This is a genomic window from uncultured Phascolarctobacterium sp. (assembly GCF_934190775.1).
GTDB lineage: Bacteria > Bacillota > Negativicutes > Acidaminococcales > Acidaminococcaceae > Phascolarctobacterium_A.
Genome location: NZ_CAKPTG010000001.1, coordinates 77,713 through 91,949, shown reverse-complemented (window position 1 = coordinate 91,949; position 14,237 = coordinate 77,713). Strand labels below are relative to the sequence as shown.

Here is a 14,237-nt window from a genome sequence, read left to right as displayed (position 1 = left end):
GGGCAGTCTTGATAGCAGGTTAAAAGCCTGAATAAAAATAAGAGGTGAGCCAAATGAGCAATTTTATTAAAAAGAATGTTATTATGGATGCAGAGGCTATGCGCCGTGCGATTATCCGTATTTCTCATGAAATTATCGAAAGAAATAAGGGCGTAGATAATGTTGTCATTGTCGGCATCCGTACCCGCGGTGTACCTATCGCAGAACGCCTGGCAGCAGCAATTAAAGATATAGAGAATGTTGAGCTGCCGGTAGGAATGCTGGATATTACCCTTTATCGTGATGACCTGTCTACTCTTGCATATAATCCGATTGTACACGGTACAGAAATTGACCTGGACCTGAATGGCAAAACCGTAATTCTTGTTGATGATGTGCTTTACACCGGTCGTACTATCCGCGCTGCTCTTGATGCAGTGATGGATATGGGCCGGCCAAAGGCTATTCAGCTGGCAGTTCTTATTGACCGCGGACATCGCGAGCTGCCGATCCGTGCTGACTTTGCCGGTAAAAATGTTCCTACCTCCCACAAGGAAGCTATCAACGTTTATCTGGCAGAGGAAGACGGCATTGATGAAGTAGCAATTGGTGATATCGAGGAGTAATCAACCGTAGCTTGTTAATGTAACAGGAGGAGAATTTTATGCAGCAGGCTGAAGTATTGCGCAATGAGGCTTTAGGCGCAACACTGGTTAAAAAAATGAAGCTGCGTGGCTTCGATGCTTATTACTGTGCTGATAAGCAGGCAGCACTTAAGCAGGCTTTGGAGCTGATTCCGCAGGAGGATGTTGTTTCCTGGGGCGGTTCTGTAACGATTGATGAAATCGGCCTTTTGGACGCAGTGAAAGAGCGCAATAAGGTTATCGACAGAGCTGCAGCAGCAACGCCGGAAGAAAAAATGGAATTGATGCGTCAGGCACTTTTGTGTGATACGTATTTAATGAGCAGCAATGCCATCAGCAGTGATGGCCAGCTGATAAACATTGACGGCAATGGCAACCGCTGTGCTGCTTTGATTTTCGGACCGAAGCAGGTACTTGTTATTGCCGGGCTTAACAAGGTCGCAGGCTCTTTAGAGGCTGCCATGGACAGAGCGCGTAATGTGGCTGCGCCGATAAATGCCAAAAGGTTTGCAGGCCTGCAGACACCCTGCTATAAAGCGGGACTTTGCGGTGACTGCCTTTCTGCGGACTGCATCTGCTCGCAGATTGTTATTACACGTACTAGCCGCAATAAGGGACGCATTAAGGTTATTTTAGTTGGCGAAAGCTTAGGGTTCTGATTCAAGGGGAGTTGTTTAGCATAGGTGTTAGCAGCTCCCTTTTGCATAAGAAAGCAGGTGAAAAAATGGCACGTACTATTATTCTGTTATTGGATTCCTTTGGTATTGGTTACGCCCATGATGCCGAAGCATATGGCGATAAGGGTGCAGATACCTTAGGACATATTTGCGGATGGATGGCAAAAAATCCGCGTCATGCGGGCGAAGAGCCGAAGCCGCTGCATTTGCCGCATCTGGCTGAGCGCGGACTGCAGGCAGCTGCAGAGCTGAGCCGTGGCGAAGCGCTGCCGGCAGGCCTGGGCGCTGAGCATACAATCGGTGCTTATACCTATGCGCAGGAGGTCAGCCGCGGTAAGGATACACTGAGCGGACATTGGGAAATCAGCGGTGTGCCGGTTAAATTTGACTGGGGCTATTTCCCTGATGTGCCGAAATGCTTTCCACAGGAGCTGGTGGATGCAATCATCAGCCAGGGTAATTTGCCGGGCGTGCTGGGCGAATGTCATGCCAGCGGTACCGAAATCATCAAGGAGCTGGGCGAGGAGCATGTAAAAAGCGGCAAGCCAATTATCTATACCTCTGCTGACAGCGTGCTGCAGATAGCAGCGCACGAGGAAGCCTTTGGCCTGGAGCGCCTGTACGACCTGTGCAAGCTGGCCTTTAAGCTGGTGCAGCCGTATAATATTGCCCGGGTAATAGCGCGTCCGTTCGTCGGCACCTGTGCTGCAGATTTTACCCGCACAACCAACCGTCACGATTACGCAGTACCGGCACCGCAGCCGACGCTGCTTGATAAAATGGTGGCAGCAGGTGGTAATGTATACGCCGTAGGCAAGATTGCCGATATTTTTGCACATCGCGGCATTACGAAGCATTATGCTGCAGGCGGCCTGGACAAGCTGGTAGACGCAACGAAGCAGGCTGTAGCTGATGCTCCGGATAATACCATTGTCTTTACTAATTTTGTTGACTTTGATTCCTCCTACGGACATCGTCGTGACATTCAGGGCTATGGCGAAGCACTGGAATATTTCGACAGCAGACTGCCGGAAATTACCGCTTTGCTGCGCCCGGACGATTTGCTGCTGATGACGGCAGACCACGGCAATGACCCCAGCTGGAGCGGCACGGACCATACGCGTGAAAAAATCCCCGTACTCTTTTCGGGAGCAGGCATTGCCTGTAAGCAGCTTGCACCTATGCAGACCTTTGCTGATATAGGACAAACGATTGCCGATTATATGAAGATTGAACCGACATTTACTGGCACCAAAACAGATTTGTTTTGAAAGAGGTGGATAAGATGAGCAAACATTACGCAGCACCTGAGGAGATTTTATACCATGTAGGTTTTTCGGCACAGCAGCTGCAGGGCGCAACTGTTGCCGTGCTTCCCGGTGATCCCGGACGTGTGGAGCCATTGGCTAAGGCTTTGGGCAGTGATGCCAGCTTTATTGCCAGCCATCGCGAATACACCAGCTGGCTGACGAAAATCAATGATGCTCCGGTATTGGTCTGCTCGACAGGTATGGGCGGTCCTTCCGTAGCAATCTGCCTGGAAGAGCTGGCCCGCATGGGCATTAAAAAGCTTATCCGCTTTGGTACAACTGGTACGATTCAGGAAAAGGTTAATCTCGGTGATATTATAATTGATAAAGCCGCTGTTCGCCTTGATGGCACCTCGCAGCATTATGCACCATTGGAATTTCCGGCGGTTGCCAGCTTTGATGTGACAACGGCACTGGTGGTGGCAGCTAAAAGTGCCGGCGCTCCCTATCACTTGGGCATTGCGGCCTCCAGCGACACCTTCTGGCCGGGGCAGGAGCGTTATGACAGCTTCACCGGCTATGTGCCGCGCCGCTTCCGCGGGACGATGCAGGAATGGCAGGCACTGGGAGTGCTGAATTATGAAATGGAAACCTCCGCTTTGTTCGTAACCTCGCAGGCGTTAGGCTTAGAGGCTGGCGCTGTCTGTGGCGTGGTAGTTAAGCGCACGCAGAGCGAAAGCGTGGCACCACCTGATGTTTATCAGCGTGCCTTCGGTTATATGGTGCAGGTGACACGCGGAGCTGTCGAGCTGCTGCTGGCGGAGGCAGCTGAGTAATAGGCAGGTGATTCTTATGAAAAAAATTAAATGGCTGCTGCAGGTTTGCTTTTTAGTAGTATTTGCGTCCTTGTTTACAGCATTTATGCCGCAGACGGCGCGGGCAGATTTTGCGGAGCGTCCTGTGGGCTTTGTGGTTATCGACCAGGATGGCGGTGTGGATGGTGCTGTTTATAAGGAATGGCGCCAGATGGTCAAGCTGGCCTACCGTTTCCCATATTATCAAATCATAGATGGTGGCGAGCCTCAGACGCTGGTGAGCCAGGCAGTGCGTGACGGCGTAAAGCTGGATGCAGCATCTTTAGCTGCTTTGGCGGAAAAAAGCAAAATGGATGTGCTGGTTGTTGCACGTATCTATGAAATGGATGAAAGCCTTGTCAGCGGCTGGGGATTCCGCTTTGATCACGATACCTATGTGCGTGTGGTAGCGGATGCAGACCTTTTCGTATATAAAAAGGATGGCAATAAGCTGCTGAAGAAGCGTGTGCGTGAAAGCGGACTGCGCGACATGGGCAATTATGACAAGCCGGCGGAAACGATTAAATGGCAGCTTTCCAAGCTGGTAAATACTATGGAAAATAAGCCGATTATCGGCAGTTAAACAGAAAATATGAAAAAAATAGTTAGCTTGTTCACCTTAGTTTAAGGCAGCAGGTAGTAAAATAATACTGAAGGCGGTATAATAGAATAGTTGCCTGAAGCGTAAATTGAGGTGAAAATATGCATATATTAGTTACAGGAGGGGCCGGTTATATCGGCTCACATACAGTTATAGAGCTGCTTAACGCCGGACACAGTGTTGTAGTAGTGGATAATCTTGTTAATTCCAGCAGGCTGGCAATGCAGCGTGTAGAAAAAATCATCGGTCAGCAAATCCCCTTTTATGAAACTGATATCAGGGATCGTGCCGGCCTGCAACAGGTTTTTGCTGAGCATAGCTTTGACTGCTGTATTCATTTCGCCGGTTTAAAAGCAGTAGGCGAATCGGTACAGAAGCCCTTGGAGTATTATGAGAATAATATTTCCGGTACCTTGGTATTGCTGGATGTAATGCGTAAGGCAGGCTGTAAGAATATTATTTTCAGCTCTTCGGCTACTGTTTACGGCAATCCTGCTGTAGTGCCTATTCCGGAAACCTGTCCTAAAGGGCAGTGCACTAATCCCTATGGCCAGACCAAGTCGATGCTGGAGCAAATCCTTTGTGATATGTATGTGGCTGATCATGAATGGAATGTGGTACTGCTGCGTTACTTTAACCCTATCGGTGCGCACAGCTCCGGTCTGATTGGTGAAAATCCTAATGGCATTCCCAATAACCTGATGCCGTATATTACGCAGGTTGCTGTGGGCAAGCTGGAGAAACTGCATGTTTTTGGCAATGATTATCCCACTCCGGACGGTACCGGCGTGCGTGACTTTATTCATGTAGTGGATTTGGCCAAAGGTCATGTGAAAGCTTTGCAGGCAATAGATGACAAATGCGGCGTAGAGGTGTATAATCTTGGTACAGGTATTGGCTATTCAGTGCTGGATTTAGTCAAAGCATTTGAAAAGGCTACTGGAATTAAGATACCTTATGTAATTGACCAACGTCGTGCAGGTGATATTGCTACCTGCTATTCTGATCCGTCAAAGGCGTGGGAAAAGCTGGGCTGGAAGGCAGAGCTGGGCATTGAGGACATGTGCCGTGATTCCTGGAACTGGCAGAAGAACAACCCTAATGGCTTTGAAGCATAAGGTTAAAAGAAAAAAATAGTAGAAAAAGAGGAAAAGTATTTATGTGTGGTATTGTTGGATTTTGTGGAAATAAGCAGGCAGCGCCTATTCTGTTAGATGGTCTGTCTAAGCTGGAATATCGTGGTTACGATTCTGCCGGTCTGGCAGTGCGCGATGGCAGTGCACAGGTGCAGATTGTTAAGGCTAAAGGCCGCCTGAAGGAGCTTTACGCCAAAACTAATGGCGGTCAAAGCCTTATCGGTACCTGTGGTATCGGTCATACCAGATGGGCAACCCATGGTGAGCCTTCTGAAACTAATGCGCATCCGCATGCAAGTGCAGATGGCAATGTAGTTGCCGTACACAACGGTATTATCGAAAACTATCAAGAGCTGAAGGAAAAGTTGCTGCATAACGGTTACACCTTCTATTCTCAGACTGATACCGAGGTTGCCGTTAAGCTGATTGACTACTACTATAAAAAATACGAGCATACTCCGACTGATGCTCTGAGCCATGCTATGATCCGTATGCGCGGCTCCTATGCTTTAGCGGTAATGTTCAAGGAATATCCCGGTGAAATTTATGTTGCCCGCAAGGACAGCCCGATGATTATCGGCGTGCAGGACGGCGAATGCTATGTTGCCAGCGACGTGCCTGCTATTTTGAAATATACCCGCCAGGTTTATTACATCGGCAATCTGGAAATGGCACGTCTGGCTAACGGCGAGGTTACCTTCTACAATGTTGACGAGGAAGTAATCGAAAAACCGTTGACCGAAATTAAATGGGATGCTAAAGCTGCTGAAAAAGCAGGCTTTGAGCATTTTATGATGAAGGAAATCCACGAGCAGCCTAAGGCAGTACGCGATACTCTGAATTCCGTACTGGTTGACGGCAAGCTGGATATGAGCGCTGTCGGCCTCAGCGACGAGGATATCAAAAAGATTGACCAGATCTGCATCGTTGCCTGCGGCAGTGCTTATCATGTAGGCGTAGCAGCGCAGTACGTAATTGAAGATCTGGCACAGATTCCGGTTCGTACCGAGCTGGCTTCTGAGTTCAGATATCGCAAGCCTCTGCTGAGCAAGAACGAGCTGGTTATCATTGTCAGCCAGTCCGGTGAGACTGCCGACAGTCTGGCAGCTTTGCGTCTGGCTAAAGAAAAGGGCATCAAAACTCTTGGCATTGTCAACGTAGTAGGCAGCTCTATTGCCCGCGAAGCAGATAATGTTTTCTATACTCTGGCAGGCCCGGAAATTGCCGTTGCAACTACTAAGGCTTACAGCACTCAGCTGATTGCTGCTTACTGCCTGGCAATTCAGTTTGCTATTGTACGTGGCACTATTGACGAAGCAAAATATCTGGAGCTGATTCAGGAAATGGCCCAGCTGCCGGATAAAATCCAAAAAATTATTGAAGATAAGGAACGCATCCAATGGTTTGCCGCTAAGCAGGTCAACGCTAAGGATATCTTCTTTATCGGCCGTGGCCTGGATTACGCTGTCAGCCTGGAGGGTAGCCTGAAGATGAAGGAAATTTCCTATATCCACAGCGAGGCTTATGCTGCCGGCGAATTGAAGCATGGTACTATCAGCCTGATTGAAGATGGTACTCTGGTTATTGGCGTGCTGACTCAAAGCGAGCTTTATGAAAAGACTGTCAGCAACATGGTAGAGTGCCGCAGCCGTGGCGCTTATCTGATGGGCCTGACTACCTATGGCAACTATAACATTGAGGATACCGCTGATTTCACAGTTTATATTCCTAAGACCGACGAGCATTTCATGACCAGCTTGGCAGTTATTCCGCTGCAGCTTATGGGCTATTATGTGAGTGTTTCTAAGGGCTTGGATGTAGATAAACCTAGGAACCTGGCTAAGAGCGTTACCGTAGAATAAGAGTGGGGTGTAATGCATCATATGCATCGCAAACCCTCCTCCACGTACTAAAAGTACGCGTTCGTCGGCTTCGCATCGCCTCTGATACATTCTCCCCACTCTTGAGAGATAGAGGAATATAACGCCTAAAGATCGCAAACTCTGCAATAAAAAACCACAGCTTACATTTTATGTAGGCTGTGGTAATTTTTTTGTTGTTAATAATGAGCGGCGTTTTTATCAATCAGTGTAAAGCCTGCCTTGGTAAGCTTTGCACGGATTTCGTTGATTTGTTCCGCATCACGGGTTTCTAGTTCTAAGCGCAGGAAGCAACCTGTGATATCCATATCGGCATCACTGCGGTTGTGCTGTACGCCTACAACGTTAGCGCCACAGCTGCTTACGATTTCGCTCACTTCACGCAGCTGGCCGGGACGATCCTGCAAAGCGATAACGAGGTCTGCCCTTCTGCCGCTGGTAACCTGACCGCGGGTGATTACGCGCGAAAGAATATTAACGTCGATGTTACCGCCGGATACAACGCAGACGGTTTTCTTGCCCTTGATCGGCAGCTTGTCGAACAGCGCTGCTGCTACCGGAGTTGCGCCTGCACCTTCGGCAATCAGCTTCTGCTTTTCAATCAAGGTTAAAATTGCGGTTGCGATTTCGTCCTCGCTTACGGTAACGATATCATCAACATATTTGCTGATGAGTTCGTAGGTGTTTTCACCAGGAGTTTTTACAGCAATGCCATCAGCAAAGGTGCTGACGTGATCTAAGGTTTCATATTTATGGTCATGGAAGGCTTTGAACATGCTGGCTGCTCCTGCTGCCTGCACGCCGTAAACCTTAACCTCCGGACGCAGGCTTTTGATAGCGAAGGCTACGCCGCTGATAAGGCCACCGCCACCAATCGGTACGATTACTGCTTCAACATCCGGCAGCTGGTCTAAAATTTCCAGGCCGATGCTGCCCTGGCCGGCAATAACAAGCTCGTCGTCATACGGATGGATAAAGGTCATGCCTGTTTCTTCCTGCAGCTGTACAGCGCGGTCATGTGCTTCGTCGTAGGCACCGGGAACAAGCTCCACCTGCGCGCCCAGGCGCTTGGTGTTCTCTACCTTCATAATCGGGGCGCCGTCCGGCATGCAGATGACGCTTTTGATGCCCATGCTGGTTGCAGCCAGTGCTACGCCTTGTGCGTGGTTGCCGGCGCTGCAGGCGATTACGCCCTTGCTGGCTTCTTCAGGTGTGAGCTGGCTGATTTTGTAGTAGGCACCGCGTACCTTGAAGCTGCCTGTTACCTGCAGGTTTTCTGTTTTCAGATACAAGTTGTTGCCTTCGCTTAAATGCGGAGCAGCTATTAAATCTGTTTTACGTGCTACGCTTTTAAGGATGAAGGCTGCGTGATAAATTTTGTCTAATGAGAGCATTGTGTTACCTTCTTTTCTTTCCCTAAATAAAAATACTAAAATAGACTGTGGCAAAAGCTACAATCTATTTTAGTATAAGCGCTTTTAGTTTGTGCGTCAAGATTTAACCTTCTAAGTGTGTGTTTGGCAGCATTAGCTGCAGCTTGAAGCTGTTGTTATCAAAGCTGATATTGTTATTGCCTGCGTATTTTTCGCAAATCATCCTGATGTTTTCCAGTCCGGTGCCAGGTTCCTTGTAGTCGCGCTTGGCAGAATAAAACTGGTCATTATACCGCACGATGTTACCGCTGAAGGAATTAACAACCTCTATCAGCAATAGAGAGGCTCTTTCTCTGATTTTCACATTAATATAACAGTTGCTGCCCTGGGCCATGCAGTCTTCGGTAACTGCGGTAAAAGCGTTTTCCAGGGCATTGCCTAAAATAATGGCCAGATCAATATCGTTGATTTTGATTTTACTGAAGCTGATATCCGCGGCAAAGGGGATGCCTTTTTCCTGTGCCTGCATCTGCCAGTAGCCGATAAGGCCGTCGATGGTTTCATTGCCATAAAGCTTTACTGTTTGCAGCTGTTCTGTGTATTTAAGGATAGTACGCAGATGCTGGCCAAGCTTATCAAACTTTTTTTCTTCATAAAGCTGGTTGAGCATAAGCACGAGATGCTTTTGGTCATGGCGCAGGCGGCGCGATTTCTGCCAGGTTTCGATAACAAAATCGTAGTAAGGCTTTTCATTGCGACGCAGCTCTTCCAGTGAGCTGAGCTTGATGGACATCACCTTGTTATCATTTTTTTCCTTCAGCAGATCCATCATCATGTAAACAAAGAAGAAGAGCGGCATGATGCACAGAAAGCGGGCAAAGAAAAGATTCCAGGTGCGTGGTTCGGAAAAATTGCGGATGAGTACCAGGGCAACGAAGTTAAAAGCTAAAATATAGTTGGAATAGGTGATAATCTTATTGTATTTAGTGCTGCGGAAGAGCTGCTTGAATTTCTTTACAGTATAATAAAACCAGGAAAAATAAGCAGATTGTGCCAGCAGGAGCACGAAGGTGGCGGTGGCATAGTAGTAGCCGGGAGTGGGCGAAAAGCGTTCTGCGAGCATAGCAAGTGTCTGCAGAACATTTTCAAAATTGCCAGAGAGCAGGATGCAAAAAAGCTGCTTACTTTTATTACCTTTTACGATGGCGAAGTAGTAGAATATGTAGAGTAGGTAAACGCCATATAATGTCGGCAGCTTATCGAAATTGCGTCCGGTAAAGATGAAAATGCCCCATTCAATGAGAATAATAGCAAAAAAGCCGCATATTGCTGCTTTTTTGGATAAGCGCAGGTCTTCCAAAAAGGGGTAGTAGCATAGATAAGAGCTGGGGGCAACGCGCAGGATAATATAGATAAGGATAATCAAATCTTGAATCTGCATATAACATCATTCCTTAGAAATAATATAGAAAAAGCTTCTTTAAGATAATTATAGCAAATGTAAACTAAAATTAAAGCAAATTTTTTCTAACGGCAGAGATAAAATGGCGTGTTGAAATGCGAGGCTTTTCTGTTGTATAATAAAATGAATATAAATTATAAAGGAGTGCAGAAAATGCAGTGGATAGAAGTTAATGTAGCGGTAACGCATGAAGCAGTTGAGGCCGTAGCAGATATGCTGACGAGCATCGGTTCTAAGGGAGTTGCGATTGAGGATCCGCAGCTGATTAATGATTTGCGCAACAGCGGTACCTGGGAGCTGTGCGATATTCCGGAGCAGGAGAATACCGAGGTTGTTACCGTCAGCGCTTATTATGCTGATGATGAGAAGCTGGAAAAACGCCTGGCAGAGATTGACGAGCAGCTGGCGCTGATTGAGGAGCGCATTGGCAAGTATCGCTTTGGCAATACGCGCTTCCGCAAGGTGAGCGAGCAGGATTGGGCTAACGAATGGAAGCAGTATTTCCATGTTACTCATGTTGGCAAGAGCCTTGTTATTAAGCCGAGCTGGGAGGAATATGCTCCTAAGGAAGGCGAGCATGTTATTGAAATTGATCCGGGTATGGCTTTTGGCACAGGCACGCACCACACTACCAATATGATGATGGAACGTCTGGAGAAGGTTATTACGCCTGATTCTACCGTGTTTGACGTTGGTACCGGCAGCGGTATTCTGGCGATTGCTGCGGCGATGCTGGGTGCTAAGTCTGTTAAGGCTGTTGATATTGATGGCGTGGCAGTGCGCGTGGCGAAGGAGAATGTTGCGGATAACGGCCTGAGCGAGCAGATTGAGGTGCGCGAGGGCGATTTGCTGCATGGCACCGAGGGCAAGGCTGATGTTATTATCGCTAATATTATTGCCGATATTGTTATTATGCTGCTGCAGGATATTCCGCAGAAGCTGAATGACAATGGTGTGCTGCTGGCGAGCGGTATTATTGAGGAGCGTATGCCGGATGTGGAGGCTGCGGCGCAGGCGCAGGGCCTTTATGTTGATGCGGTTGACCATCGCGGCGGCTGGGTTGTTATGCAGATGAAGAAGAAGAAGTAAGGGGAAACCTATATGCATCGTTTTTTTGTACCGCAATTATATAACGAAACAATGACTATTGAGGGCGTGGATGCGCGTCATATCAGTAAGGTGCTGCGGATGCAGCCAGGTGCGCAGCTGCAGATTGTGAGTGACGACGGCGTGAGTGCGCTGGCGGAGATTACAGCGATTGACAGCGAGTGCGTGACTGTGCATTGCCTGGAGAAGCTGGCGGAAAGCCATGAGCCGGCGGTGCGCCTGATTCTGGCGCAAGGCCTGGCGAAGGGCGAGAAGATGGAGTTCATCATCCAGAAGGCTGTGGAGATGGGCGCTTACAGCGTGGTGCCTGTGGCTATGGAGCATTCCGTGGTGCGCCTTGACGGTGCGAAGGCTGCCAAGAAGGTGGAGCGCTGGCAGAAGATTGCCGAGTCCGCGGCAAAGCAGAGCAAGCGTGATATTATTCCCGAGGTGCAGCCTGTGCAGACGATGGCACAGATGCTGGCGGCGAATGACTGCGCTACGAAGATTATCGCTTACGAGTGCGAGGATAAAAAGAGCCTGAAGGCGGCGCTGAAGGAGGCGCAGGCCAAGGGCGCGCTGACGGATTTGCTGCTGATTATCGGTCCTGAGGGCGGCATCAGCGAAGCGGAGCTGGAAACGGCACGTACCGCAGGTGCTGTGCCTGTATCGCTGGGCAGACGCATTCTGCGCGCGGAAACGGCAGGACTTGTCGCTATTTCAGCGATTTTTTATGAAACAGGAGATTTAGGAGATTAAACATAGATGAGAAAAATTGCATTTTATACGCTGGGCTGTAAGGTTAACCAGGCCGATACTGCCAGCATGGAGGGGATTTTCCGTGCGTCCGGCTATGAGGTTGTGCCTTTCGGGGAACCGGCAGACGTTTATTTAGTTAATACCTGCGTTGTTACCAATACCGGTCAGCGCAAATCGCGTCAGATTATCAATCGTGCTGTGCGTCACAATCCGCTGTCTTTGGTGGTTGTCACCGGCTGCTATCCGCAGACTGCGCCGGAGGAAGTGCGTGCTATCGAGGGTGTCGATGTAATTATCGGCAATCAGGAGCGCGGCCGCATTGTGGAGCTGGTCGAAGAAGCACTGGAGCACAAGCGCACGGAGATTCTGGATAATGTACAGCAGATGACTGTGGACACTAAGTTCGAAGAGCTGGGCGTTGGCACGGAAACCGATAAAACCCGCGCCTTCCTCAAAATTCAGGAGGGCTGCAATCAATATTGCACCTACTGCATTATTCCTTTTGCCCGTGGTCCGCTGCGCAGCCGCAGCCTGGACAGCATCCGTGAGGAGGTTGGCAAGCTGGTTGCCGCAGGCTACAAGGAGGTTGTGCTCATCGGCATTCACCTTGGCTGCTACGGCAAAGAGCTGGCGAAGGAAGGCAAGCACGTTACTTTGTATGACGCAGTAAAGGCAGCGCTGAGCGTTGAAGGTGTGCAGCGTGTGCGCCTCGGTTCTTTGGAATCCGTAGAGGTGGAACCGCGCCTGCTGCAGCTGATGGCCGAGGAACCGCGCCTGCAGCGTCACCTGCATCTGCCGCTGCAAAGCGGCTGCGACAAGATTTTGCGCGCTATGCACCGTCCTTACGATACCAAACGCTTTACGGAGCTGGTGAACGAAATCCGTGCTCAGGTGCCTGATGTGGCAATTACTACGGACGTTATTGTGGGCTTCCCCGGCGAAACTGAGGAGGATTTTGCGACTACGCTGGAATTTGCCAAGAAATGCGGTTTTGCCAAAATGCACATCTTCCCTTATTCTAAGCGCAAGGGAACCCCTGCTGCCGAAATGCCGGAGCAGGTGGACGAGGCAGTGAAGAGCGAGCGTGCAGCGCGTCTGGCGCAGGTGGACGAGGAGCTGCATCAGCAAATGCTGCAGCGCACTGTCGGCAAGGTGGAAGAAGTGCTGTTTGAACAGCCTGTGGATGATGAGCATATGGAGGGCCTTTGCGGTCCGTACCTGCGCGTTCTCGTTCCGGGAACAAAGGAGCTGGCCAACACCATTGCCAAGGTAAAAATTACCGGCATCAAAGAGGATTTTTTGCTGGGAGAATTGAATTAATTTGTGAAAAAATTGTTTCTTTAGCAGGATAAAAGAAAAAAACACAGAATATTACTAGATACGATAGAACGAGAGGAGGGAAATGAAATGGCTGAGGATTGTATTTTTTGTAAAATCATTAAGGGCGATATCCCTTCTACCAAAGTGTACGAAGATGATAAAATGATTGCTATCAATGACGTTGCTCCGGCTGCTCCGGTTCATGTGCTGCTGATGCCTAAGGACCACACAGCTAACATCACTACTGCGGACCCCGAGCTGGTTGCATATATGCTGGGCAAGGTTAAAATGATCGCTGAAAAGACCGGGATTGCCGAAAAAGGCTTCCGCGTTGTTATCAACACCGGCGATGAAGGCGGTCAGACAGTAAAACATTTACATATTCACGTAATTGGCGGCAAAGCTTTGGGTTGGCCCCCATGCTAAACCTTGACAATGCTTGTCTTTTCTTGTATAATTAATCAGTAAGTGTTTTTAGCTGGCAACGGCTGAAAACTTAATTTGCATATACACTTCCCTAAGTGTGTGGAGGGAGGGAGAACAGATGGCAGAAATTAAAGTTGGCAAGAATGAAACTTTAGACAGCGCACTGCGCAGATTTAAAAGAGCAACCCAAAAGGCAGGCATTCTTTCTGAGGTAAGAAAACGCGAGCACTATGAAAAGCCGAGCGTTGCACGTAAGAAAAAATCCGAAGCAGCCAGAAAACGTAAAACCAGATAATTGGAGGCGGGCTGTATGTCTATAAAAGACCAATTGACTGCTGATATGAAGCAGGCCATGAAGGACAGAGAAGCAGGTAAACTGCGTTTGTCTGTTATCCGCATGGTGCGTGCTAATATTAAAAACGTTGAAATCAATGACAAAAAGGAACTTACAGATGATGAGGTTCTGGCTGTCTTGATGAAAGAGGTCAAAATGCGTCAGGATTCTGTTGAGGAATTCCAAAAAGCAGGTCGTGACGAATTGGTTGCCCAAGCTAAGGAAGAAATTGCTATACTGAAAAAATATCTTCCGGAAGCTCTCGGCGATGACGAGCTGAAGGCTATCGTGGCAGAAGTTATTGCTGCTGTTGGCGCTACAAGTCCTAAGGATATGGGCAAGGTAATGCCGGCAGTTATGGCAAAAACCAAAGGCCGTGCAGATGGCAAACGTATTAACGTTATGGTTCGTGAATTGCTCAAATAACAACTGATAACCGTGCTAAGAGAAATCTTG

General features: G+C 48.7%; 15 protein-coding genes. 13 read left to right on the top strand and 2 right to left on the bottom strand.

The window, feature by feature from the left end; translation table 11 throughout:
- Window positions 1–53 precede the first annotated feature (53 nt).
- The 7 genes from pyrR (at window position 54) to glmS (ending at window position 7,003) form a co-directional block, all read left to right on the top strand.
- A complete protein-coding gene (gene pyrR / locus Q0G26_RS00345) occupies window positions 54–605 on the top strand; it encodes a bifunctional pyr operon transcriptional regulator/uracil phosphoribosyltransferase PyrR (protein WP_293827473.1) in 552 nt (183 codons plus the stop codon).
- A gap of 38 nt (window positions 606–643) precedes the next feature.
- The gene (locus Q0G26_RS00340) at window positions 644–1,282 is read left to right on the top strand and encodes a lactate utilization protein (protein ID WP_293827470.1); all 639 of its coding nucleotides are present in this window, start codon (window positions 644–646) and stop codon (window positions 1,280–1,282) included.
- Between the two features lie 65 nt (window positions 1,283–1,347).
- Window positions 1,348–2,571, top strand: a complete 1,224-nt coding sequence (locus Q0G26_RS00335) for a phosphopentomutase (protein ID WP_293827467.1) — start codon at window positions 1,348–1,350, stop codon at window positions 2,569–2,571.
- 14 nt (window positions 2,572–2,585) lie between these two features.
- The gene (udp, locus tag Q0G26_RS00330) at window positions 2,586–3,386 is read left to right on the top strand and encodes a uridine phosphorylase (RefSeq protein WP_293827464.1); all 801 of its coding nucleotides are present in this window, start codon (window positions 2,586–2,588) and stop codon (window positions 3,384–3,386) included.
- Window positions 3,387–3,402: 16 nt separating this feature from the next.
- Entirely contained in the window at window positions 3,403–3,987 is a 585-nt protein-coding gene (locus tag Q0G26_RS00325) for a hypothetical protein (RefSeq protein ID WP_293827462.1), read from the top strand.
- A gap of 119 nt (window positions 3,988–4,106) precedes the next feature.
- Window positions 4,107–5,123: a UDP-glucose 4-epimerase GalE gene (gene galE, locus Q0G26_RS00320; RefSeq protein ID WP_293827460.1), complete on the top strand. Its 1,017-nt coding sequence runs from the start codon at window positions 4,107–4,109 to the stop codon at window positions 5,121–5,123.
- 41 nt (window positions 5,124–5,164) lie between these two features.
- A complete protein-coding gene (gene glmS, locus Q0G26_RS00315; RefSeq protein ID WP_293827458.1) occupies window positions 5,165–7,003 on the top strand; it encodes a glutamine--fructose-6-phosphate transaminase (isomerizing) in 1,839 nt (612 codons plus the stop codon).
- A gap of 197 nt (window positions 7,004–7,200) precedes the next feature.
- Here glmS and ilvA read toward each other — a convergent pair whose 3' ends face one another.
- Window positions 7,201–8,415 carry a threonine ammonia-lyase gene (gene ilvA / locus Q0G26_RS00310; protein WP_249747864.1) on the bottom strand — a complete coding sequence of 405 codons (1,215 nt, stop codon included), beginning with the start codon at window positions 8,413–8,415 and terminating at the stop codon, window positions 7,201–7,203.
- Window positions 8,416–8,518: 103 nt separating this feature from the next.
- On the bottom strand, window positions 8,519–9,835 hold the full coding sequence (locus tag Q0G26_RS00305; protein WP_293827456.1) for an ATP-binding protein: 1,317 nt from the start codon (window positions 9,833–9,835) through the stop codon (window positions 8,519–8,521).
- A 174-nt stretch (window positions 9,836–10,009) separates the two neighbouring features.
- Between Q0G26_RS00305 and prmA the strand changes: the two genes are divergently transcribed.
- The 6 genes from prmA to Q0G26_RS00275 all read left to right on the top strand — a co-directional run bounded on the left by prmA (window position 10,010) and on the right by Q0G26_RS00275 (window position 14,207).
- A complete protein-coding gene (gene prmA, locus Q0G26_RS00300; RefSeq protein ID WP_293827455.1) occupies window positions 10,010–10,945 on the top strand; it encodes a 50S ribosomal protein L11 methyltransferase in 936 nt (311 codons plus the stop codon).
- Window positions 10,946–10,957: 12 nt separating this feature from the next.
- Complete coding sequence (locus tag Q0G26_RS00295; protein ID WP_293827453.1) at window positions 10,958–11,701, top strand: 16S rRNA (uracil(1498)-N(3))-methyltransferase; 744 nt, start codon at window positions 10,958–10,960, stop codon at window positions 11,699–11,701.
- A gap of 6 nt (window positions 11,702–11,707) precedes the next feature.
- Window positions 11,708–13,021, top strand: coding sequence for a tRNA (N(6)-L-threonylcarbamoyladenosine(37)-C(2))-methylthiotransferase MtaB (mtaB, locus tag Q0G26_RS00290; protein WP_293827449.1), 1,314 nt, complete (start codon window positions 11,708–11,710; stop codon window positions 13,019–13,021).
- A gap of 87 nt (window positions 13,022–13,108) precedes the next feature.
- Window positions 13,109–13,447, top strand: coding sequence for a histidine triad nucleotide-binding protein (locus tag Q0G26_RS00285; RefSeq protein WP_009145890.1), 339 nt, complete (start codon window positions 13,109–13,111; stop codon window positions 13,445–13,447).
- Window positions 13,448–13,565: 118 nt separating this feature from the next.
- The gene (gene rpsU, locus Q0G26_RS00280) at window positions 13,566–13,742 is read left to right on the top strand and encodes a 30S ribosomal protein S21 (protein WP_021720854.1); all 177 of its coding nucleotides are present in this window, start codon (window positions 13,566–13,568) and stop codon (window positions 13,740–13,742) included.
- Window positions 13,743–13,757: 15 nt separating this feature from the next.
- Window positions 13,758–14,207: a GatB/YqeY domain-containing protein gene (locus tag Q0G26_RS00275; RefSeq protein ID WP_293690183.1), complete on the top strand. Its 450-nt coding sequence runs from the start codon at window positions 13,758–13,760 to the stop codon at window positions 14,205–14,207.
- Window positions 14,208–14,237: the final 30 nt, after the last annotated feature.